The sequence below is a fragment of the Lactiplantibacillus paraplantarum genome, from assembly GCF_003641145.1.
Classification (GTDB): domain Bacteria; phylum Bacillota; class Bacilli; order Lactobacillales; family Lactobacillaceae; genus Lactiplantibacillus; species Lactiplantibacillus paraplantarum.
Genome location: NZ_CP032744.1, coordinates 1,163,503 through 1,186,319 on the forward strand (window position 1 = coordinate 1,163,503; position 22,817 = coordinate 1,186,319).

The window sequence follows — 22,817 nt, forward strand, 5'->3', positions numbered from 1 at the left end:
TTTATTGTACTTTGATTAAGTTTTTTGCTTGGACATAATTGACTAATTCAATAACGGTTTTGAAGCGGTTGAATGGGGTGACGATATGCACACCATTGAAACAGGCGCAGATGCCATCAATTAATTCTTTGGCAATCGCGATACCCGTGGCCCGTTCGTGACCAGTCCGCTCGGCTTGTGCCATGCGGTCCAGAATAGCCTGTGGGATTCGAATCCCGTGCACTTCATGGTGTAAAAATTCAGCGTTGCGTCGTGAGACTAGTGGCATGACACCAATAAAAACCGGTACATCCACGTGATTAGCGGCCAGCGTATCTGCCAAAGCGTCGACGTTTGCTAGATCGTACACGGGTTGGGTAATAATATAGTCACAACCATAACTCAACTTTCGGCTGATCGACTTGGTCGATACCGCGGTACGATAAGCGTTAGGATTAAAGGCGCCCGCAACTCGAAAGTCACTGGCTTCTTTAAGTGATTTACCCGTAGGCCCAATGCCACTATTGAACTGCTTAATTAATTTCATGAGCTCAACAGAGCGCACGTCACCGACCGATGTGGCCCCTGGAAAATCACCAAGCTTAGCTGGATCACCCGTGATGGCCAAGATGTCCTCAATACCGAGACTGTGCAAGCCCATGATTTCTGATTGTAGACCAATTAGATTATGATCGCGGGTCGTTAAGTGGACGATGGGTGTAATGCCATAGTTTAATTTGAGTTGGGCCGCAATCATCGTATTAGCGATGCGGACCGTTGCTAACGAATTATCAGATAGCGTGATACCATCGACGCCCGCAGCTTTTAATCGTTCGGCACCACGGAAAAATTTAGTTGTATCAAAATCACGGGGTGGGTCGAGTTCGACTAACGCCGTTTTTTGCGTAGCGACTTTTTGCAAGAATCGATGCTGACTTTTAGTCGTGACGAGCGTTGGCGGCTGTGGTTTAGCAGTCGGCTGGTTATGGGCAACGATGCTGCGACTACTTAAACCACGTACGGTTGCGCTAGTATGCAGCGGGGTAGTTCCACAGCAACCGCCAATAATATTCAGACCAAGCTGGCGAAACCGTTCGGCGTATTCCTCAAAGTAACTGGGTTCGCCATCGTAGACGACCGCGCCGTCTTGATCAGTACCAGGTAGACCAGCATTAGGATAGACGGCCAGTTTGACGTTGGTCGGAATCGCTAGATTTTCAAATGACTGGGCCAAATAATAGGGCCCTAACCGGCAGTTGGTGCCAATGACATCAGCGCCAGCGGCATTGAGCTGCACGATGGCATCGGTAAAGCTCGTGCCGTTTCGTAAAACGCCTGCTGCTAACATCGAAACGTTCGTGATTACGGGAAGCTCGGTGTGGGCTTTCACGATTTTTAATGCTGCAAGTAGTTCTGGTAAATCATAATATGTTTCTAATAAGATACCATCAAGTTGTTCCGTTGCCAGCAGGGCGGTGAGCTGCTCGGTGACACTGGCCGCTATCATAGCGGGAGTTGCCTGCTGGATGGTCGCATCGGTATCCCCCGCTAGCCCGCCAATCGTTCCCAGAATGTAAACGGGGTGATCAGCATGTTCACGCGCGGTAACGGCAATTTTAACTGCCGCTTGATTGATAGTGGTGACCTGATCTTGTAGATCATATCGCGTTAATTTTAGGCGATTTGCAGCGTACGTATTGGTTTGGATAATATCTGCCCCGGCCTGAATGTAGGAACGGTGGACACGTAAAATCGTATCGGGATGCGTCAAGTTGAGGTTTTCGAAGGCAGAATTAATCCCATAGTTACCATATAAAAGGGTGCCCATCGCTCCATCCGCAACAAGGATCCGCTGTTGGAGTGCTTGTTTAAGCTTCATTGAGACCACCTCCTTAGTGCACGTTGGTGGTCAGTTGGGCCTGAATGGCATTGCGTGCGGCCACCATGTGCTTTAAGGCTGCCAGTGTTTCGGGTTCTTGACGCGTTTTGAGACCACAATCAGGATTGATCCAGAATTGCTGAGCATCAATGACGCGTAGTGCCCGCTGAATATTAGCTTCGATTTCGGTCACACTTGGCACCCGGGGACTGTGAATATCGTAAACGCCCAGACCGATTTCCTGATCGTACCCGGTTTGTTCAAAGGCACTGATGATTTCACCATGACTACGGGATGTTTCAATCGAAATGACATCTGCGTCTAGGGCTTTGATCGTATCAATGATATCGGCAAAGTTAGAGTAGCACATATGGGTGTGAATCTGGGTGTCATTTTGGACGCCAGTCGTGGTGATCTTAAATGAGTACACGGCTTCGTCCAAATAGGCTTGCCAGTGGCGTTGTTTGAGCGGTAAGCCTTCCCTAAGTGCCGGTTCATCAACTTGAATAATCTTAATGTCAGCTTTTTCCAGATTTTGGACTTCCTGCCGGAGAGCTAACGCAATCTGATTTTGAACTTGCGCCCTAGGAATGTCATCACGAACAAAGCTCCAGTTGATAATGGTCAGCGGTGCTGTCAGCATCCCTTTAACCGGTTGATCAGTTAAACTTTGCGCGTAAACGGACTCAGCAACGGTGATTGGTTCAGTGTAGGCGACATCGCCAAAGATAACGGGTGGTCGGACCCCCCGTGACCCGTATGACTGAACCCAGCCATTCTGGGTCGCGTAGAAGCCAGTCAGTTTTTGACCAAAATATTCAACCATGTCAGTGCGTTCAAATTCACCGTGCACCAGAACGTCGAGTCCCAAGTCTTCTTGTAACTTGATCCACCGTTTAGTTTCGGCATGCAGAAACGCCTGGTAGTCTGCGTCTGATAAGTTACCTTTACGCCATGCCGCGCGTTTGGCCCGGACTTGTGCACTTTGTGGAAAGCTCCCAATCGTAGTCGTTGGCAAAAGCGGCAAATGCAACCGCTCGTGCTGTAGCTTGATACGCGTTGCGAATGGGGCTTGCCGTTCAAACTTTTGATGAGCCAACTGAGCTTCAGCGGCGCGAACTGACTGGTTATTGCGATGACTGGACTGGTTGAGAGCGGCCAGATTGGTCTGATTACGGTCAAACGCCGCTTGAACAGCGGCAACGCCTTGATTGGCAGCGACAGTCAAGGTATGCAGTTCGGTTAACTTCTGATCCGCGAAGGCCAGTCCCCCGAGTAAGACGGGGTCGGCTTTGGTTTCGTTCTTCGTTGTAATGGGCACGTGTAATAATGAGTTGGCTGGTTGTAGCCAGAGTTGGTCATTGGTGACGATTTGGCGCAATTGCTGAATCAGTGCGAGTTTGGTTTGCAAGTCACTAGCCCAGACGTTATGACCATCAATAATACCAGCTGCGAGAATCTTGTCAGCTGGGAAACCGTGGTCGACTAAGTGGGCCAGGTTTTCACCATGGTCGTGTACTAGGTCCAGTCCAATTGCTTGAACGGGCCAGGTCACGATTTGATCATATTGATCGAGGCTATCAAGATAAGTTTGTAGTTCGATGTTTAAGGTCGGCACAGCCGTATGCAAATGCGTCAGCACCGTTTGGTAAGGGATGAGTTCAGCGGTTGTAGTCGTCTTGACCAAGGTAGGTTCATCTAACTGAATCCACTTGGCACCAGCCGCAGCTAGTTCTTCAAATACTTGCTGGTAAAGCGGCAATAAGTGTGGCAGTAGTTCGCTGACTGCGGCGTCATCTAAGTATTGTCCATGACGCTTACCTAGTTTGAGGAAGGAGACGGGGCCTAAGATTACTGGTTTGCCATCGATGCCAAGTTCTTGCTTAGCTTCTTGGTAGTACCGTAACCAACGATTATCTAATAATTTAAAGGAAACGTCATCGAATTCAGGAACAATGTAGTGATAGTTGATATTGAACCACTTGGTCATTTCGGCCGCCACGGCGGTCTCAGTTCCACGGGCAATTGCATAGTAGTCGGGCAAGTCCAACTGGTGATCAAAGTGACCAAAGCGATTTGGAATCGCGTTGAATGCGACTAGTGTATCTAAAACGTGATCGTAATCTGAATTGTCAGCGACCGGAATATAGTCGACTCCGAGATCGCGTTGCTTTTTTAAGTTCGCTAGGCGTAATTTTTTAGCAGTTGCGTGGAAGGTGGTGTTGTCTAACTGACCTTTCCAAAAGTGTTCCAACAAGTGTTTCCATTCACGGTGTTCACCCAAACGCGGGTACCCCAAGTTACTATTAATAATTGTCATTAAAACCCACTCCTTATATTTATCGCATAATTTAAATAAAAAAACGGCAACCTCATCCTGATTAAAGGACGAAGTTGCCGTTCGCGGTACCACCTTAAATTTGCCAACACCTCACGATATTGACCTCAACCCGTACGTTTCATACGGAAGCTTAGTAACAGTAGCTAACTGTCATCACCTGGCGAAAGCTCAGTGGTGCCGTTTGGAGGCCATTTTCGTCAATCGATTTCCGGTTTGGTTTCCACTGTTCCAAACTCACTGCACGGGTAGCGACGATTACTTTCCTCTTCGAGACGTTTGCGTGTTTTATGATTGATTAGAAAATACCACCAAATTCTAATTTAGTCAAATTATTTTTTAACCTTTTACACATATTCAAGCGATGATGTTGCTTACTCGTCACGATGCGCAGGATAGTGTGGAAAATGGCACGATGCTTACAATCAAATGCAGCCAATTTCGACCCATTAGAAAAATTGGCTTGATGTAGATAGGCCTAATTAATACATCAGACGCCGACCTACAAGTGCTTTTGCCAATGCTGAAACGTGGCGGATACAGCTAAGTATTCAATCAAGGATTAAGTTGGTTAAGGGTGCTGACGATAATTAGTAAAAATAAGCCTTTAGATGAGCAATGCTCCGGTATACAAGAATCTCAACAGTCTTAAAATTTGAATATTTGGCTAAAATGATAGGTGAATACCGCTGCCTAAGACCCGACAGATTACCGGGAATATACTTGCTAAAAGGCTTTGATTTCATGAAATCATCACATTTTTTTCGAGTTATGGATACTTATTTTCACAATTAACTTGCTAGTATAGTTGTTGAGCCCACTAGCGAAGCACTAAAGAAAAAATAAATAACAATGATGAGGATGATGAAGAATGAGTCAAAGCTTATGGCAACGATTATTTAATCACCGACAACCTAATAAACAGGCAGTTCTGATTCTTGGTAGCGGTCGTTCTGGAACGTCAGTCATGACTAAGTGCATTAATTTGATGGGAATTTCCCTTGGTACTGATAATTTACTGGCGCCTAGCAAGCGGATTAATCCGAAAGGCTATTTTGAAAATAAAGACGTCATCAATATCCACAAGTCACTTGGAAGTCGTATTCGGTACCGACCAGCATTCAAAGGCTATTATGACAGTCCGAAGATCAAAAAGGACCGGGCAGCGTTAACGACGTACTTACAAACCTTTTTTGAAAATGAACAGTATTTAGCCATTAAAGATCCACGGATGAATGATTATATTGAATTGTGGCAACATGTTTTAGCCGATGTGGAGGTGCTACCTGCCGAAATTGTTTTGTTACGTAACCCGATGGATGTGGTTAATTCGAATGAACGCGCTTGGCATCGTGATACAACGTTGGCGATGCGTCAGTGGCAAGTCCGGACGCTGCTTTCTTTACGTGATACCGACCGTGATCACCGTATCTTAGTCACGTACGAGGACTTATTTGGACAGACATTAGCAACGTTAAAACGAATCGCTACCCAATTTGATTTACCGTGGACGAACGATGAGGCCGCCTTGCAAGCGCAAATTGATGACTTCATTGATCCAGGACTACAGAAGAGTGATAGTGGTGAAAGCTTGGCCGACTTTGAAGCGCGGACCGATGTAGATCCAGATGTTAAGGCACTTTACTTACTTGGCCGCCAAGCAGCGGCTGATCCAGCTTACTTTGCTTCAGCTGAGTTTCAACAGCGAATTGATGACTTGACAGAACAATACTTAGCCAAATACGGGGCCTTGTACCGTGACTTTAATGTCAAAATCAACAGTAAGACGTTTTTCGTATTTGGTGAAGATCAAGATCAAGTAAATCAAGTTAATGGGTTACTTGAAGACGGTCAAGTCAAGATGGTCGGAACAGAGGCCGATAGTCATGTGATTGCCGAAGATTTGAGTGAACGATTGAATAACAATACGTTGGCCGTACAGACCTACCCCTTAGATTATTTAGTCGTTGAACAGAAGGAAGCTTTAAATAACTACTTACGTAAAAACGCCAAGCGTGAAACGTTATGGGGCGTGGGTGATGCTCAGAATAATGAGATTGTTGAAATGCTAACAACGGTCAGCGCTGAATTGGGCGCTGACACGCATAACGTGGTGATTGCTGACGATCTGACAACGATTGACGATCGACGAACGTTACGCTTAGCTACTCAGCACTTGATACGGACGTTACATGCAGTTGAGCAACCACCATACTTAGTACTGATGGCCGACCAGCTGGATACACCCGCAACTCAGGCCGCAATTGCAGCCTTTATTGCGGCCGAACCAACTAAGGAACAACCAGTTCATGATTCGCAGCCAGACGAAACCTTTAAGTTACGTACGCCACTGGACTTAAATGAAGCGGCGGCAACCTTAACGGCATTATGTCAACGTGCGAGTCAGGATGAACGGCAGCAAGCTGCTTTAAACCATTTTGTAAGTCTTAATTATGATGAAATCTTAAACGTGAAGGGTGATCAATATGCAAACAGTGTACGGAATTAAAGCTCATGGTGGTAAATTAGTGAATTTAGAGGATTTTAGTGAGGAGACACGGCAGGCAGCTGAACAGCTGCCGAGTTTAACAATCAATAACTGGAATATTTCGGACTTGGAGCTAATCGGTATTGGCGGTTTCAGTCCTTTGACTGGTTTTATGGTTAGTGATGATTACCATTCAGTTGTTAACACGATGCACTTAAAGAGTGGTGTTATTTGGAGTGTGCCCATTACACTTGGGGTTGCGCAAGCCGATGCTGATCAGATCGAATTGAATACTGAGATTGCCCTCAAGGGTGCTGACGGTGTGATTTATGGCACGATGCAGGTGGAAGACAAGTTTGTTCCAGATAAGCAGCTAGAAGCCCAAAACGTCTACAAAACAACTGATGAAGCTCATCCTGGTGTCAAACGGTTATATGCCAACGGCGATGTTTATTTGGGCGGCGCAATCAAACTATTGCATAAGCCAGATCACGGTGCTTTTAGTGATTATTACATGGAACCATTAGAAACGCGGAAGATGTTTCATGATCTTGGGTGGAAACGAATCGTTGGGTTCCAGACCCGTAACCCAATTCACCGGGCACACGAATATATTCAAAAGTTAGCTTTAGAAAATGTGGATGGGTTGTTCTTAAATCCCTTGGTTGGTGAGACTAAGGCTGACGACATTCCAGCGGATGTTCGGATGGAAAGTTATAAGACCATCTTGAAGTACTATTATCCAGAAGATCGTGTTCGGTTAGTCATTTATCCGGCCGCAATGCGGTATGCTGGACCAAAGGAAGCCATTCTGCACGCGATTGTTCGTAAAAACTATGGTTGTACCGACTTTATTGTTGGCCGCGATCATGCCGGTGTTGGTGACTATTATGGAACCTATGAAGCTCAAGAATTAATCACATCAGTTGAAGACGAAATGGGCATGCACTTCTTCAAGTTCGACAATTCTTTCTATTGTAAAAAGTGTGGGTCGATGGCAACGCAAAAGACTTGTCCCCACAGTGCCGAAGATCACATCTCGTTGAGTGGTACGAAAGTTCGTAAGATGCTCGCCGAGGGCGTTGTACCACCAAAGGAAGTATCACGGCCTGAAGTTGCACGGGTGCTTATCGATGGCTTGAAGCGTAAACGTGAACAGCAACAGGAGGTCTAAGATGACAAAGTCAGATAATATTACTTGGCATCATTCACAAGTTAGTAAGGCTGAACGCCAGCAATTAAATCGGCATAAAAGTGTTGTCTTATGGTTTACCGGCCTGTCCGGCTCAGGAAAGTCAACCATTGCTAATGCCGTCGAAAAAGCGTTATTTGATCAACAAATCGGTAGTTACGTTTTAGATGGTGACAATATGCGTTTTGGTTTGAATAAGAATTTAGGCTTTTCAGCTGAAGATCGAGAAGAAAATATTCGTCGAATTGGTGAAGTTGCAAAGCTATTTGTCGATGCGGGTGTTATTACGTTGACCGCCTTCATTTCCCCATACCGAGCTGACCGCGATAAAGTTCGGGCGAACTTAGATACTGACGAATTTATTGAAGTTTTCGTCGATACGCCCCTTGAAGTCTGTGAACAACGGGACGTTAAGCAGCTATACGCGAAGGCTCGTCGGGGTGAAATTAAAGGCTTTACGGGGATTGATGATCCGTATGAAGCACCAGTTACACCAGAAATTACGATTGATACTTCTAAACAACCACTAGCCGATTCCGTTCAACAGGTGTTAACATATCTTGCTGATCATGATTACGTTAGTTTGGTCACTGCCAATGAAAACTAGTGCAATTGTCAGTGCAATTACACAATCAATTGCTAAGATGGACCGGATCTTGGTCTATCGTCATACGAATCCGGATCCCGATGCTATCGGTGCCCAATTTGGATTAGTTACCTTGCTCAAGGCGGCTTATCCGGAAAAATTCGTTGTGGCGATGGCCCCAGTTCCGGGCCATTTGGCGTGGATTAATCAAACTGACCAGCAAAGTGTAACGCCCCAAGCAACAGATTTGGTCATTATTGTTGATTGTGCGAATCATGAACGGATTGCGGAGACTGTGCCGACAGACGCTTTTGTTATCAAAATTGACCATCATCCTAATCATGATCCGTATGGTCAATTGAACTGGGTGGATGAAACTTATAGTAGCTGTTCTGAGATGATCTATGAATTGGCCCAAACGGCTGCTTTCTCATTAACATCAGCCGTGGCTGCTAAACTGTATGCCGGCATTATTGGCGACACCGTGCGCTTCTCAGTTCCAGAAACGTCGGCGCGAACTTTGAAAATTGCAAGTGAGCTGGCTGCTTCGGGAATTGACCTTGCCACCATCAGTCATCGTGAAATGGACTTGACCCCAGCGTTAAGCAAATTGTACGGCTATGTGTTGAGTGCGCAAAAAATTGAAGCGTGCGGATTGGCGCATGTTGTCATCCCCCAACATTTATTTGCCGATTTTGGCCTAGCGTATGGTGATGAAGACGCAATTGTTTCGTTACTTGGTAACTTGACGGTGGTCAAGGTGTGGTTGTTATTTATCGAGACGCCGCAGGGACAGTTTCGGGTTCACTTTCGGTCCAAAGCCATTAATGTGAATACGGTCGCAAAAACGTTCAATGGTGGTGGCCATCCGTTAGCCAGTGGGGCGTTTGTCCCTGATTTGGCGACAGTTAGACAAGTTATTGAACAAATGCAAGCGCAAGTGGTAGCTCAGGCCACAATGAATTGAGTATAATTAATGTAATAAAAATAGTGTGATAGGGTCGGTGAATGGTAAATGAAAAAGCGAAATTGGTTGATTGCGCTGATTGTTATTGTGATTGTTGCAGTTGGCGGTGGTTGGGGGTATTACAAGTACCATCAGTCAACCACCACTACAACGACGACTAGCAAGGTGCGCTCGGCTAGTGCAACAAAGAAAGATATTAATACACGGTTAGTTAAGACCGAGATTAAGGCGCAGTCTAGTGAGACGGCCACTCTTAAAAAGGCGGTCAAGAATAAGAACTATACCGTTAATAATATGTATACTAAAGTTAATCCATATGGTGTGTCACCCTTGTCAGCGAAGGTTATTTTCCACACGACTAAGGCTGCTAAGGTAAGTTACACCGTGGTCGGCAAGAGTAGTAAGACTTCGATTTCAAATACGGTCAGCAAATACACGACGAGTCACGATCTGACAGTACTCGGGTTATATGCCAATACTAATAATCAGGTCAAGATTAAGGTGACTTATAAAGATGGCACGTCAACAACGAAGACTATTCGACTTAAAACGGCGAAGCTACCATCTGCGTTAACGGACTTCAAGATCAATGTTAAGAAGGCTAACAAACAGAAAATGGTCTTGGGGACGGGCAATGCCAAGTTAACCTTCATGGTGAGGACAACAATTTCGGGTAGCAAACAATCGAAAAATTTATCGTTTGGGATGGATGCTGACGGAAATATCCGTTGGTACACGACGCGACCAACCTCACACATTTTTAAACAACTTAACAATGGGCACTTATTGATTTGGACCAAATCCAATGCTAAAAATTCGTATTTTGATGAGTTAGTTGAAATGGACTATACGGGTAAGGTTTATAAGACTTATAAATTTAATCATAAGGCCTGGGGTAAAGCAAAAGGTTCTAAGAAGCAGAACCATAACCAAGTCCATCATGATGTAACAGAGTTGCCAAACGGTGATCTGATTGCGACGGTTTCCGACGGCGGTCGTACTTATGTTGAAGATACGATGATCGTCATTTCGCATAAGACGGGCAAAATTACGAAAGTTATCAATATGAAAAATATTTTGCCAGCGAAGTTCTACACGAAGTACAACGCGACGAAGTCTAACAAATACATGGGCAAGAAGGATTGGTTCCACCAAAATTCGGTCTATTACGATAAAACAGATAAGAGCTTGATTATTTCCAGCCGTAATCAGAACTTAGTGATGAAGATCGATTACAAGACTGAAAAGATCAAGTGGATCTTGTCTGGTAAAAAGACTTCCGCATGGACCAAGTCATACCGCAAGTACTTATTGAAAGCGAGTGGTAAGATTGCCTGGCCGGGTGGTCAACATGCAGCAATTGTTGATCCAAGCACATTGGGTAAGAAAAACTCACTTAATGTGATGATCTTTAACAATAATATTGCGGTTGGAACAACCAAAAAATCGTTGGCGGCTTCATCTGGTAAGTATTCAGAAGGCGTCGAATACCATATTAACGAAAAGACCAAGATGATTTCTCAAGTCGGTAGTTATGGTAAGTCGTTGGGTAAGAAGAATTTTGCCAACATTATTGGTTCCAACCGTTACTTGAGTGCTTCCAATCGATTGATTGATTTTGGTTGGCTGAATAATGGTAAAACAGCTAACATTATTGAATATGATTTGAAGCGCAAGCAACAAGTATTTAACGTTGAATTAACAGGCCTTCCAAGTGGTGGCTATGTCTACCGAGCGGAACGGTTCTCGTTATATCCAACGAAACACACGTATGGAATTAATGAATAAGTCAGCTTAATTGTAAAGATTAAAAACAAGCTCTCAAGGTCAGATAGAATCTGATCTTGGAAGCTTGTTTTTCATTTGGTTGATCATAATTAATATGAAAAATTGATAAAGCCTGTCAAGCTAAAAGCGGCTAGCTGCGGCCCACTGACAATAGTTAGACATTAGTCAGTACTTAACGAATGCTTGGCTAAAGAATTATTTTTTCGGTTAGCAGTAATTTAGAAAGTAACTGTCGGCTTGATATTGATAATGGCACCACGATTGTTTTTTAATCATCGCAAGACGTTTCAAAACGACTTAGATCATCAATTGCACAACTTAATGAATGAAGATTGAAATCAAAATGGACGATGGTTCTGATAAATTAACGGGTGTTAGCTGTGAGCGGCTGTATTTAATTATTGCGAGCCCATTGATTAACGCCGAATTAATAAAAAAGTCACAATTTAGTCGCAGAAATATCCGTAAATCAAGAATAAATTCATACCATGACGCATTTATGTTCACACTCCAAGTCTACAATGGTTCTTATGTTGAACGGCGCTAACTGATACCGACAAACTTATGGGTGGGAAGCACGTCTCAGCGAGATGAAATTAGTTGAAGCGGAGCGATGACGATGACCTTAAATATTGCAATTGTTTTAATCACATTATTAGTATCGTTTATATTAATGGCCATGGAAATTACGACACCAAACGCCGTAATCTTGTGTGCGCTGGCATTCTTAATGTTTGTTGGCATTTTGTCCCCCACGGATGCCTTGTCAGGTTTTGCCAACGATGGTTTAGCGACGATTGCGCTAATGTACATTATTGCTTATGCCATTGCTAAGAGTAATATTATTACGCGGCTGTTTGATCGAATCTTAGGTGATGGTCATAGTGAAAAACGGTCATTGATCCGATTGTTAGCAAGTGTCAGTGTTATCTCGCCATTTATGAATAATACGCCGATCGTATCAACATTAACCCCGATGATTCAACGTTGGACGAAGCAAAAGGGAATGGCAGTTTCAAAATTCTTGATCCCACTATCCTATGCAACAATTTTAAGCGGGCTATTGACTGTATTAGGAACATCGACTAACTTAGTTGCCCAAGGCCTGCTTTCTAAATATAAATTACAACAATTTGGGACATTTGACCTGGCGGTAGTTGGCATTCCAATCACGATTATTGGCTTGCTTTATTTACTGACAATTGGCTACCGATTATTGCCGACCTATTATGGCAGTAGCATTGATGATGTGGTCGCTGAACCTAATGACTACCTGATTGAAATGACAATCAGCGATAATTTTGAACATCTCAACGAAACGGTGGCGGCTGCCAAGTTGCGAAATCTGCCGCGTTCGTTCTTAGCTGCTATTAATCGTCGCGGTCAGGCCATCGTGCCAGTGACCGATGAAACGATTTTACGGCTTGGCGATCGGCTCTATTTTACGGGAACTTTTGACTGTATTAATGACTTGATGAATATTAAGGGACTAGTCCCAAGTACGCAAAAAATTAATATGGCTGATATTACGAATGAACGCGTGCGGCTAGTTGAAGTATCAATTCCTGATACCTCAAGTTTAGTAAACCAAACCATCAAATCAGCTCGTTTTCGGAACGTCTTTGGTAGTGTTGTTGTCGCGATACGCCGTAACGATGTTAATCTAGAGGGACGCCTGGGGACGATTCGTCTCAAGGGTGGCGATAATCTGGTCATGATTACAACGGGCGAACCTGACGAATTAGCCAGTCTTAAGGATTTGCATGTTTTTAACTCGCAGCAAGTACAGTCACGCAAACACACGTATAAAGATGTGTTACCGATTGTCTTACTAGTAGCCACGATCATCGTATCTACGATGGGACTCATTGACTTATTTGTGGGGTTAGCAGCTTCCTGTGTGGTGTTATTTTTAACGAAGTGTGTCTCAATCAGTGATATTGTGAAAGCAGTCGACATGAATGTATTGTTTCTAGTGGCTAGTAGTTATGGACTAGGACTGGCAATGTCGAATGTTGGTGCCGATAAGTTTATTGCTAAATCGTTAGTAACGATTACCGGGGATGCCTCACCGATTATTTACATGTTCTTGATTTACTTTGTGACAAATTTCTTAACGGCGATTTTGTCCAATGCGGCTGCGTTATCATTGATGTTCCCAGTAGTCGTTTCGGCGGCCAAGTTGGAAGATCTACCCGTGATGATGCTCGTGATGTTGATTACGATCGCGGCTACGGCGGATTTTTCCACCCCAATCGGTTACCAGACGAATTTGATCGTTTATGGTCCCGGTCATTACAAGTTTACCGATTATTTTAAAGTTGGGATTCCATTGAATCTGATTTGTATGGTAGTTTGTGTGTTTGTCTCATATTATTTCTATATGGTGCTTTGATAAACTGATTAGTAAAGCTTGTGGGTGCTATCCTGCAAGCTTTTTTGCGTGTCCAAGCAGAAAGCATTTGTGGGTCCTCACATATTTAAGTTAGCCATTGCTGCGGGTTTCAACAAGGCTAACAAGAGCAAAGCTTGAAAAAAACTGGCGGTCTAAAACCGACTAGTAACGGCTGTAATCAGCATTTAAATAAATTATTTAATATTTGCGAACAAAGGGCTAGTATTATAAATCTAAAGTTGATATACTAGCAAAGTTTGCTTGTATGTCTTAATGATTGGAAAACGATTACAAGTACGTCATCTTAATTAATGAAAGGAGTGCGAAAATGAACGATTTAACAAGAGGGAAGCCGTTAAAATTAATTTTTTGGTTTACAATTCCGCTACTAATCGGTAACATTTTTCAGCAATTTTATAGTTTATCGGACACATTGATCGTTGGTCAGACACTCGGGGTTAAGGCTTTGGCTGCCGTTGGATCAACTGGGAGTGTTCAATTTTTGATTATTGGGTTCGCGCAAGGATTAACGGCCGGCCTATCGATATTGACCGCGCAACATTTTGGAGCACGTGATTTTAAAGCGGTGCGTCGTAGCTTTGCAATCAGTATCGTGGTCAGTTTAATCGTCGGCATCATTTTGACGATTCTCTCGTTAGTCTTTGTGGATCATATCTTGCTAGTGATGCAGACGCCAACCGATATTATTGCGGATGCACGAACGTTCTTGCAAATTATGCTGGGCGGGATGTTAGCGCCAATTGCGTTTAACCTATTGTCGAACATCATTCGCGCACTCGGTGATAGTCGGACGCCTCTATGGTTTTTGATTATTAGTGCCTTAATTAATATTGGCTTGGAACTGTTATTTATTTTGGTTTTTAAATGGGGCATTGCCGGGGCGAGCTGGGCGACGATCTTAGCGCAAACCATCGCAACACTCATGTGCGTGGTCTACATTATTGTTAAAGTACCCATCTTGCATATTGGTCGACGACACTTCAAGTTAGTTTGGTCAGAAGTGAAGGCACACCTGAATGTTGGGCTACCAATGGCCTTTCAGATGTCGATTATCGCGATTGGGACGATCGTATTACAAGCGGCACTGAATAGTCTTGGGACGAATTCAGTGGCAGCAACGACTGCAGCACAAAAGATTGATCAGGTTGCGACGCAGCCATTAATGTCGTTTGGTGTAACGATGGCGACATTTGCAGCGCAGAACTATGGCGCTCACAAGTATGAACGGATTATTACCGGGGTCAAACAAACCATGTGGTTGTCGGGGAGCTTCAGTGTGGCGGCCGGCTTGATTGAAATTATTTGGGGTAAACAGCTTGTAGGGTTCTTCGTCGGTCATCAAGACATGGCCGTTTTGAATCTGTCACAAACGTATTTTAACGTGATTGGTAGTACTTATATCCTATTGTCAATGTTATTTATCATGCGTAATACCTTGCAAGGATTAGGGCGCAGTGCAATTCCGACCTTAGCGGGTGCGGCGGAACTCTTCATGCGGGTCTTTGCAGCGTTGATTTTGGTCCGGATTTTTGACTATGCGGGAGCTTGTAGTTCGGAGCCGTTAGCTTGGTTAGGGTCATGTGCAGTGCTGTTACCGGCCTACATCAAGTCGGTTCATGATCTACGGCAGCAGGCACGTATGGAAGCTACTGTGGCTGAAGGTGCGGTGCCAGTATTAGACGATTCTGAAAAATCGTGATTAGGGCTTGCAACTAGCTTGATTTTTTGATAATATTTGTTATCAATTTTATTTTAAAAGTCTCATAATCAGTAACTACGATAACTGTGAACCGGGTTATTGGTTAGAAAATGTTAAGGAGTTTATACATGGCCGTAGAATTAAAAATTGGCGATTACGTCGCTGGTAAGAAGTTTGCTTCGTTAGAACATGATTTCAAGGGCGAAATTGAAAAAGTGTATGAAAATTCAGTTTTGATCTTAATTAAAGAATTTCAAAAAGCTGACGAACCAATTGTTAATGAATATAATCACCGGGCAGTTGTTCGGAAGGACGAGGCCAAGCTAATCAAAGCAGCGCCAAAGGTGGAAGTCGCACCAGAAAAAGAAGACTAAAAATTTATAAATAACCATGACAACGGAAAAAATGTATGCTATACTAATTTCTGTTGTCAAATGCGGGTGTAGTTTAGTGGTAAAATTCAAGCTTCCCAAGCTTGCGTCGCGGGTCCGATTCCCGTCACCCGCTTTGTTATTAATCATTATGATTAATAACCGTAGTACTCTCAAGCTCCTTGAGCGCATGGTCCGTTGGTCTAGTTGGTTTAGGACGCCTGCCTGTCACGCAGGAGATCACGAGTTCGAGTCTCGTACGGACCGTCAATAGATGATGATAATCAAGAACGTCAGTCAGCGATGACCCGTTCTTTTTTATTAGTCAAAAAAAGATCGTGACTAATGAGTGACTAAATTTGCGGTCAAAAGCGATAGTTAAGGAGAACAAATGCAATTTACAACAATTCCTTTTGATGAATTAACTGTTCAACAGTTACAACAGATTTATAAGTTGCGAGTGGCCGTTTTTGTGGTTGAACAGACGTGTCCATATCAAGAAGTCGATGATACGGATTTGATTGCTTGGCACTTGCGGGGACAAGATTCAACGGGGCAACTCTTAGTGTATGCACGTTTAATGCGTGAAGCAAATCACCAGGCGCGGATTGGTCGAGTGATTACTAATCCGGAAGTGCGCGGGCAGGGCTATGGGCAACAATTGATTCGGCAAGCTATTGATCAGATTAAAATGTTGTGGCCGACAACGACCCAAATTAACATTCAAGCGCAGCATTATTTGGATCGCTTCTACCGTGGCTTTGGTTTTCAACCAGTTTCTGAAGTTTATTTAGAAGATGGCATTCCCCATCAAGACATGATTTTGATGTTGAACTAGTCAAAAACAACAAAGTCTGTTATACTAACGCATGGTAAAAATTTATACGTCTAATGAGAAAGAATAGTACAATGAAATCTTAGGCTAGCGAGTTCGGGATGATGGAAGCCGAATCTAAGGATCATTGGAAGCGCGCTTTTGAAGACGACAATTCGATAATAAGTGGATGTAATATCAATTAGAGTGGTACCGCGGGAACGTCTCGTCTCTTACATGTTTTTAAATATGTAAGGGACTTTTTTTGTCCCGCAAGACAATCAAGGAGGACAATATGGATTATAAACAACTTGTAGCGGCGGCTTTAGCACCAGCACTACCAGATTTAACACAGGATGCGATCTTAGATAAGATCGAGCAGCCCAAAACGTCGAAGCAAGGCGATTTGGCCTTTCCAACTTTTACTTTAGCCAAAACGTTACACAAAGCACCACAAATGATTGCGAGCGATATTGTTGAAAAGGTTGATGATAGTGACTTTGAAAAAGTTGTTGCGATGGGCCCGTATGTCAACTTCTTCTTCAAGAAGGCCGCCTTTGCGGCCGATATTTTAGGTCAAGTATTGACGAATGGCGGGCATTTTGGTGACGGCAAACTTGGCGAGCAGGGGCAAGTACCTATTGATATGTCATCGCCAAATATTGCTAAACCAATTTCGATGGGCCATTTACGTTCAACGGTGATTGGGAATTCCTTGGCGAATATCTTAAGTAAATTGGATTACCAACCTGTTAAGATCAATCATTTAGGTGACTGGGGCACGCAATTCGGTAAATTGATCACGGCCTACAAGATGTGGGGGAGTGAAGCCGAAGTTAAAGCTGATCCTATCAATAATTTATTAAAGTATTACGTGCGTTTCCATAAAGAAGATGTTGATCATCCTGAAATGGACGACGAAGCCCGTGAATGGTTTAAAAAGTTGGAAAATGGGGACGAAGAGGCGACTCATCTTTGGTCATGGTTCCGGTCTGAATCGTTGAAAGCTTTCAAGAAGATTTATCAGCGCTTAGATATCGACTTTGACTCGTTCAAGGGAGAAGCCTTTTACAATGATAAGATGCAAGAAGTCGTGGATATTTTAGAAGACAAACACCTCTTACAAGAAAGCCAGGGCGCGGAAGTTGTTGACTTAAGCAAGTATGACTTGAACCCAGCCTTGATCAAGAAGTCGGATGGTGCGACCCTATACATCACGCGGGATTTGGCTGCTGCGATTTACCGGAAGCGGACTTACGATTTCGTGCAATCATTGTACGTGGTCGGTAACGAACAAACTAATCACTTTAAGCAATTAAAGGCTGTTTTAACTGAAATGGGCTTCGACTGGGCTGACCAGATCCACCACATTCCATTTGGTTTGATTACTTCGGGCGGTAAGAAGTTGTCAACTCGGAGTGGTCGGGTCATCTTGCTTGATAAAGTGTTGGATGATGCGGTTACTTTAGCCCATGAACAGATTGAAGCTAAGAACCCTGACTTGCCTAACAAGGATGAAGTTGCGGATGCTGTTGGGATTGGGGCCGTGGTTTTCCATGACTTGAAGAACGAACGAATGAATAGCTTTGATTTCAACTTGGAAGAAGTGGTTCGCTTTGAAGGTGAAACTGGTCCGTACGTTCAGTATGCCCACGCCCGCGCTGAAAGTATCTTGCGCAAGGCTGGTAGCCCTGAAATTGCGGCAACTGACCAGACATTAAGTGATCCTGCTGCTTGGGATACCTTGAAGCTATTGAGTGAGTTCCCAGCAACGGTGGTTCGTGCCAGCACGGAATACGAACCATCGGTCATTGCTAAGTATGCGATTCATTTAGCCAAAGCTTTTAATAAGTATTATGCGAATACTAAGATTTTGGTTGAGGACGATGAATTAAATGCTCGTTTAGCTTTAGTTAAGAGTGTCAGCATCGTCTTGAAGGAAGCTTTACGTTTGCTTGGTGTTAAGGCACCAGATGAAATGTAATTGAAAACTAATTAAAAGGTAAATTGTACAAGCGAAAATGCCACTCATGATAAGTCAGCCGTTAAAGCTGTTTTATCATGAGTGGTATTTTTGGGATCGGATGACTGATACTTCCAGAAATAGGTGACGCACGGATTGTGTAGTTTGATATGAATTATTGTTATTGCGTGGTAAAAAGGTCAGGTCAAAAGCAGTCAGTTAAAAAGCTTTGCCGGCTCATCGTTTGTGATGAGCAATGAGCTGACGAATGAAGTAGCTACAACTACGACTGAGTAAAATAATGCCAATCAGGGGCCAGGAGAGCAGTAATAAAAAACCATGGATGGCAAAGGAGACACTAATGGACGTCATATCATCACGATATTCGTTTTGAGAAAGCAGCATGTCACGACTACTGACAGGATTAACGGCGTTATGGTAGATCTGAGACAAGGACTGATGTTGTTGACCAGCTGAAGCGGTTAATGAACGTGAAGCGATGGAAATCATTTGAAAGGGATTGTGTGTGAGCCGAGGAATTAATCTCATCAAGATGGGATGGCCGAATAAGTATGCTGACGTCAGATAAATATTGACGGGTGTCCAATAAAAGTGAAAGCGACCACTAGGATCAGCGGTGACGGCATAAAAAGCAATAATGAAGAAAATTGCACAGCGAAGATAGTCTGCGCCAATTAAGATTAAGTTTTTTCTCATGTGTGAATACCCGTTGCGGCCAGGCCGTTCCTTTCGCATTAATTGCTATTTTCACACCTCGCAAGTTTGAGATGACGTATTATAATTTTAGGACTGATTATAAGCTATGCTGGCCGTCAAGCAGGTATTAAAATCTTAATAAGGCAACTTTCGATACTAAAATTTTAATAACCAGTTTAGTGACCCCGAGTGGTATTCTGAAAGCTAATTCAAAATGCCATATTGGGGGCTTGGTGATGAGTTACTTAGAATTGACCAATATTTGTAAGAACTATCAAATTGGAAAACAGACATTTAACGTTTTGAAGGGGATTGATCTACAGTTTGAACTTGGTGAATTTGTCGCAATTGTTGGTGAATCTGGCGGTGGCAAGACCACGCTGATGAATATTATTGGTGGGCTAGATCATGACTTTGAAGGTACTGTCAAGATTGCGGGCCAGCCCTTAGATTACCGCCATGAACGCCAGTTAGACCAGTATCGACGCGAGATTATCGGTTATATTTCGCAAAGTTATAACTTAATTAGTCATTTGACAGTACTAGAGAATGTCATGTTAGCACTAGATATGACCAAGCTGAGCCATGGTGAACGTCGCCGTCAAGCGCACGAATTACTAGCAAACGTTGGCTTGGCTTCACAAAGCAAAAAGTATCCGCAACAATTGTCAGGTGGTCAAAAGCAACGGGTTGCGATTGCTCGCGCCTTAGCTGGCGATCCTCGAATTCTGATTGCCGATGAACCAACTGGGGCCTTGGATGCCGATAACACGGCAGATGTTATGAGGATACTACAAAAAATTGCCCATGCCGGCCGCTTGGTGATCTGTGTAACGCATTCACAGCAAGTTGCTGGGGCTGCCACACGGGTTGCCCAATTAGTGAACGGAAAAATCAAGGCACGATCAGGGGATGTGAAAAAGCGCGCTGCTGAACCAACTCGACCGCAACTTGCGGCCCAGCCATTACCTTGGTGGGCATCTGTTATGATGGCTTTTAAACATATGCGGCATACTTGGACTTGGAACACGTTAATTGTTATAGGAACGGCGATTGGGCTATTTGCGGTCATGCTTTTTAACGGCCTAGGAACGGGTATTAAGGGCTACATTGGCCATGAAATGAACACTTTGGTGGATCCACAGTCAATTATGGTCATGCATCAAGCAGACAATGCCAAAGACCGGGATGAGCAAGCGGCGGCGGTCTATGATCCGGCCGTGGCTGGCGGTATTGCAGCGCGTATGCCGGTCTTTACCAATTCCCAAATTAAGGCATTACGTGATCTTAAACACGTTGTAGCCGTGGAACCAGGCATCTCAGCAACCAATGCAACGATTGCGATTGGTCAAGAGAAGTTTGCAGCGCCTGAATTGACGACTTGGACAAGCAATGATCCAACTAGCCAGTTAAAGGTGGGCCACGTGGCTGGTAATAATCAAATCGTATTAGATGAGTCATCGATTGCACAAAAGTGGTCAGCGACGAATTGGCGGCAGTTGGTTGGACGGACGGTGACGGTGAGTTATCAGACATTTAATCAGAAGGGGAAGCCCGTAACGGTAACGCGGCCGTTGACGGTAGCTGGAATTGTGGACGGTTCATCTGAAGTTGGGTTAAATGCGGTCAATTATACAACGATGCAGGCGATGCGTTCGGCAGCCCAAGTATCGAGTCAGCCGACGTTCGTAACGGTTCGGATTACGAGTCGGGCGCAAAACCAAGTCGTTGTTAATGAAATCAATCACTTGATGATTAATGGTAAGCGCCCATTTGCAGCGACTAGTATTGCAGCCACCTTGGATTCATTCAATACTTATGTCAATATTGCCACCAAAGTATTAGCGGCAATTGCGGGTACCTCACTAGTTGTGTCCGCATTAATGATTATTGTGACTATGTTCATGTCAGTTAGTGCTCGTATGCGAGAAATCGGTATTTTACGGTCATTAGGGGAGCGCCGCCGCGATATTCGCCGGTTATTTACAAGTGAGGCGTTGATGTTAGGTGTTATCAGCGCAACCTTCGCGACTGGATTGGCCTACTTGGCAGCGCGAGGGCTGAACCATGGTTTGTCAAAACTAACCGGGGGCTATGCCCTGGTTCAGATTCAGCTTGGCAATGTGCTGACGATTTTTGTATTAGCACTAGTCATCGCGTGGCTTGCAGCTATTTTACCAGCACGGCGCGCCGCACGGGCTAACCCAATCAAGGCACTTGCAGCAGAATAGTGGCCTAATTGACTGGCTCGATCTGCATTTGGACTGTTATTTAATCAGTAATAAGCGTAAAACGTGAGTGGTAGGTTAACCATCATCTGTGATTAAGTGCCTTAAGCAGGTTATCATTCATCATTGTCACTAAGTTCTTTATCAAGTGAGGCTTAAGGAGTTGCTATGAAGTGCTTGGATCGAAATTGATCTAGGTGCTTTTTTTGGCGACACAGTTTGGCGTTAATGTATCTTTTGATGGCGTGGGCCTTGTTAGTTGGTGTGGTCATTACTGACTAAATGTTGAAACCTGTTTTCGGAGAGAACGGAGAGCTGGTTAGTTAATTGACGGAACTAAATATTATTAGTGAAAACTAATTTTTATTGAAAATAATAGTGATTACAAAATTTAATTGTAATCATTTAAATTTAGCACCATCAATGGTGGCGCTTACTTTATTTGGGAAAAGTGTGTCTTGTCAACCGTGAACTCAATTATTACGTCATACACTTGACTCATTTAACGAGTGAATTAATTCGCCAACAAACTTATCAGTGACTTCTCATAATAAACCCTAAATCACCCCACTTATACATGTAAAACACTAGTAATTCGATCAATCTACGGTTATGCTGTTGGTGTAAATTAAGCTAGGGAGGGTTTTGCTTTGAGGAAACAACCACAGACACTAGTCATTGGTGGAACACAAGCTGCTAGTGGTAAGAGCTTGTTGACACTAGCATTGGCTAACGTATTAACCAATTGGGGAACGTCAGTCACCATTGTTAATTGTAATTATCAAACGGTAACGTGGCGGACTATTCAGAAACGACGTTGGCACGAGTGGCAATCAGATATTCGGACAACTAACGAGCTTGATGATTTTTGGCTGGCACTACAAGGTGTCCAGACAGATTATTTATTAATAGACTTAGAATCAACTGGACCAAAACATGATAATTATACGTGGTTACTCAATGAATGTTGGCTACCTTTAGCACATCAGATTATTTTGACGTATTCGGCGGAAACGGATATCAGCACGTTGTTATATCAGGACTTGGGGGCATTACAGTTTAGTATGGAGTATACGGTTACCAAGCCTAAAATTTATACCGTGTTAAATCGTTACCCAGCACCGATCGCAGTCAGAGCGGCCATGCCTGCCAGTGAGCTAGTGCCATTTCACCGCCAGTTTCAAACGCGACACGCAGAATTTGCGGCAATGGATTTACAGCCACTTGGAATGTTGACGGATGCGCGTCAGCATCCAGAGCAGGTGCTAACAGATGCAACCCAAATCTTGACCAAACTAGTAGCCTAATTGAAGACAATTTATAGTTGGAAGCGACACGCGCTGTGATGAGCAACGGGTGCTTTTTTGGATTAATCGCGTTGCAAATAACAGC

Annotated in this window: 15 protein-coding genes and 2 tRNA genes; 14 read left to right on the top strand and 3 right to left on the bottom strand. The window is 43.8% G+C overall.

Annotation, left to right across the window (positions count from 1 at the left end; translation table 11 throughout):
- Position 1: 1 nt before the first annotated feature.
- Both LP667_RS05620 and metE read right to left on the bottom strand, forming a co-directional pair.
- Positions 2-1,858, bottom strand: a complete 1,857-nt coding sequence (locus LP667_RS05620; RefSeq protein WP_056988376.1) for a bifunctional homocysteine S-methyltransferase/methylenetetrahydrofolate reductase — start codon at positions 1,856-1,858, stop codon at positions 2-4.
- A 13-nt stretch (positions 1,859-1,871) separates the two neighbouring features.
- The gene (metE, locus tag LP667_RS05625; protein WP_021731351.1) at positions 1,872-4,178 is read right to left on the bottom strand and encodes a 5-methyltetrahydropteroyltriglutamate--homocysteine S-methyltransferase; all 2,307 of its coding nucleotides are present in this window, start codon (positions 4,176-4,178) and stop codon (positions 1,872-1,874) included.
- An 889-nt stretch (positions 4,179-5,067) separates the two neighbouring features.
- Here metE and LP667_RS05630 point away from each other — a divergent pair.
- The 12 genes from LP667_RS05630 to argS all read left to right on the top strand — a co-directional run bounded on the left by LP667_RS05630 (position 5,068) and on the right by argS (position 18,501).
- Entirely contained in the window at positions 5,068-6,705 is a 1,638-nt protein-coding gene (locus LP667_RS05630) for a sulfotransferase family protein (protein ID WP_021731352.1), read from the top strand.
- Complete coding sequence (gene sat / locus LP667_RS05635) at positions 6,683-7,858, top strand: sulfate adenylyltransferase (RefSeq protein WP_021731353.1); 1,176 nt, start codon at positions 6,683-6,685, stop codon at positions 7,856-7,858. Before LP667_RS05630 ends, sat begins: the two co-directional genes overlap by 23 nt.
- A gap of 1 nt (position 7,859) precedes the next feature.
- Entirely contained in the window at positions 7,860-8,483 is a 624-nt protein-coding gene (gene cysC / locus LP667_RS05640; RefSeq protein WP_021731354.1) for an adenylyl-sulfate kinase, read from the top strand.
- Entirely contained in the window at positions 8,446-9,429 is a 984-nt protein-coding gene (locus tag LP667_RS05645) for a DHH family phosphoesterase (protein WP_225366505.1), read from the top strand. The genes cysC and LP667_RS05645 overlap by 38 nt, the downstream gene beginning before the upstream one ends.
- A gap of 48 nt (positions 9,430-9,477) precedes the next feature.
- Positions 9,478-11,217, top strand: a complete 1,740-nt coding sequence (locus LP667_RS05650) for an aryl-sulfate sulfotransferase (RefSeq protein ID WP_021731356.1) — start codon at positions 9,478-9,480, stop codon at positions 11,215-11,217.
- 619 nt (positions 11,218-11,836) lie between these two features.
- Positions 11,837-13,612 (top strand): SLC13 family permease, encoded by a 1,776-nt coding sequence (locus tag LP667_RS05655; RefSeq protein ID WP_021731358.1) that lies wholly within the window; start codon positions 11,837-11,839, stop codon positions 13,610-13,612.
- A gap of 328 nt (positions 13,613-13,940) precedes the next feature.
- On the top strand, positions 13,941-15,332 hold the full coding sequence (locus LP667_RS05660) for an MATE family efflux transporter (protein ID WP_021731359.1): 1,392 nt from the start codon (positions 13,941-13,943) through the stop codon (positions 15,330-15,332).
- Between the two features lie 128 nt (positions 15,333-15,460).
- Positions 15,461-15,706 carry a hypothetical protein gene (locus LP667_RS05665; RefSeq protein WP_021731360.1) on the top strand — a complete coding sequence of 82 codons (246 nt, stop codon included), beginning with the start codon at positions 15,461-15,463 and terminating at the stop codon, positions 15,704-15,706.
- A 62-nt stretch (positions 15,707-15,768) separates the two neighbouring features.
- Positions 15,769-15,839, top strand: a tRNA-Gly gene (locus tag LP667_RS05670).
- Between the two features lie 56 nt (positions 15,840-15,895).
- Positions 15,896-15,970, top strand: a tRNA-Asp gene (locus LP667_RS05675).
- A gap of 124 nt (positions 15,971-16,094) precedes the next feature.
- On the top strand, positions 16,095-16,541 hold the full coding sequence (locus LP667_RS05680; RefSeq protein WP_021731361.1) for a GNAT family N-acetyltransferase: 447 nt from the start codon (positions 16,095-16,097) through the stop codon (positions 16,539-16,541).
- A 271-nt stretch (positions 16,542-16,812) separates the two neighbouring features.
- Positions 16,813-18,501: an arginine--tRNA ligase gene (argS, locus tag LP667_RS05685; RefSeq protein WP_056988377.1), complete on the top strand. Its 1,689-nt coding sequence runs from the start codon at positions 16,813-16,815 to the stop codon at positions 18,499-18,501.
- 216 nt (positions 18,502-18,717) lie between these two features.
- Here the strand turns inward: argS and LP667_RS05690 are convergent, their stop codons facing one another.
- Positions 18,718-19,197: a hypothetical protein gene (locus LP667_RS05690; protein ID WP_033609430.1), complete on the bottom strand. Its 480-nt coding sequence runs from the start codon at positions 19,195-19,197 to the stop codon at positions 18,718-18,720.
- Positions 19,198-19,433: 236 nt separating this feature from the next.
- On the opposite strand from LP667_RS05690, the gene LP667_RS05695 reads away from it, so the two are divergent.
- Complete coding sequence (locus tag LP667_RS05695) at positions 19,434-21,428, top strand: ABC transporter ATP-binding protein/permease (RefSeq protein WP_021731364.1); 1,995 nt, start codon at positions 19,434-19,436, stop codon at positions 21,426-21,428.
- A gap of 647 nt (positions 21,429-22,075) precedes the next feature.
- Positions 22,076-22,732 carry a hypothetical protein gene (locus LP667_RS05700; RefSeq protein ID WP_021731365.1) on the top strand — a complete coding sequence of 219 codons (657 nt, stop codon included), beginning with the start codon at positions 22,076-22,078 and terminating at the stop codon, positions 22,730-22,732.
- Positions 22,733-22,817: the final 85 nt, after the last annotated feature.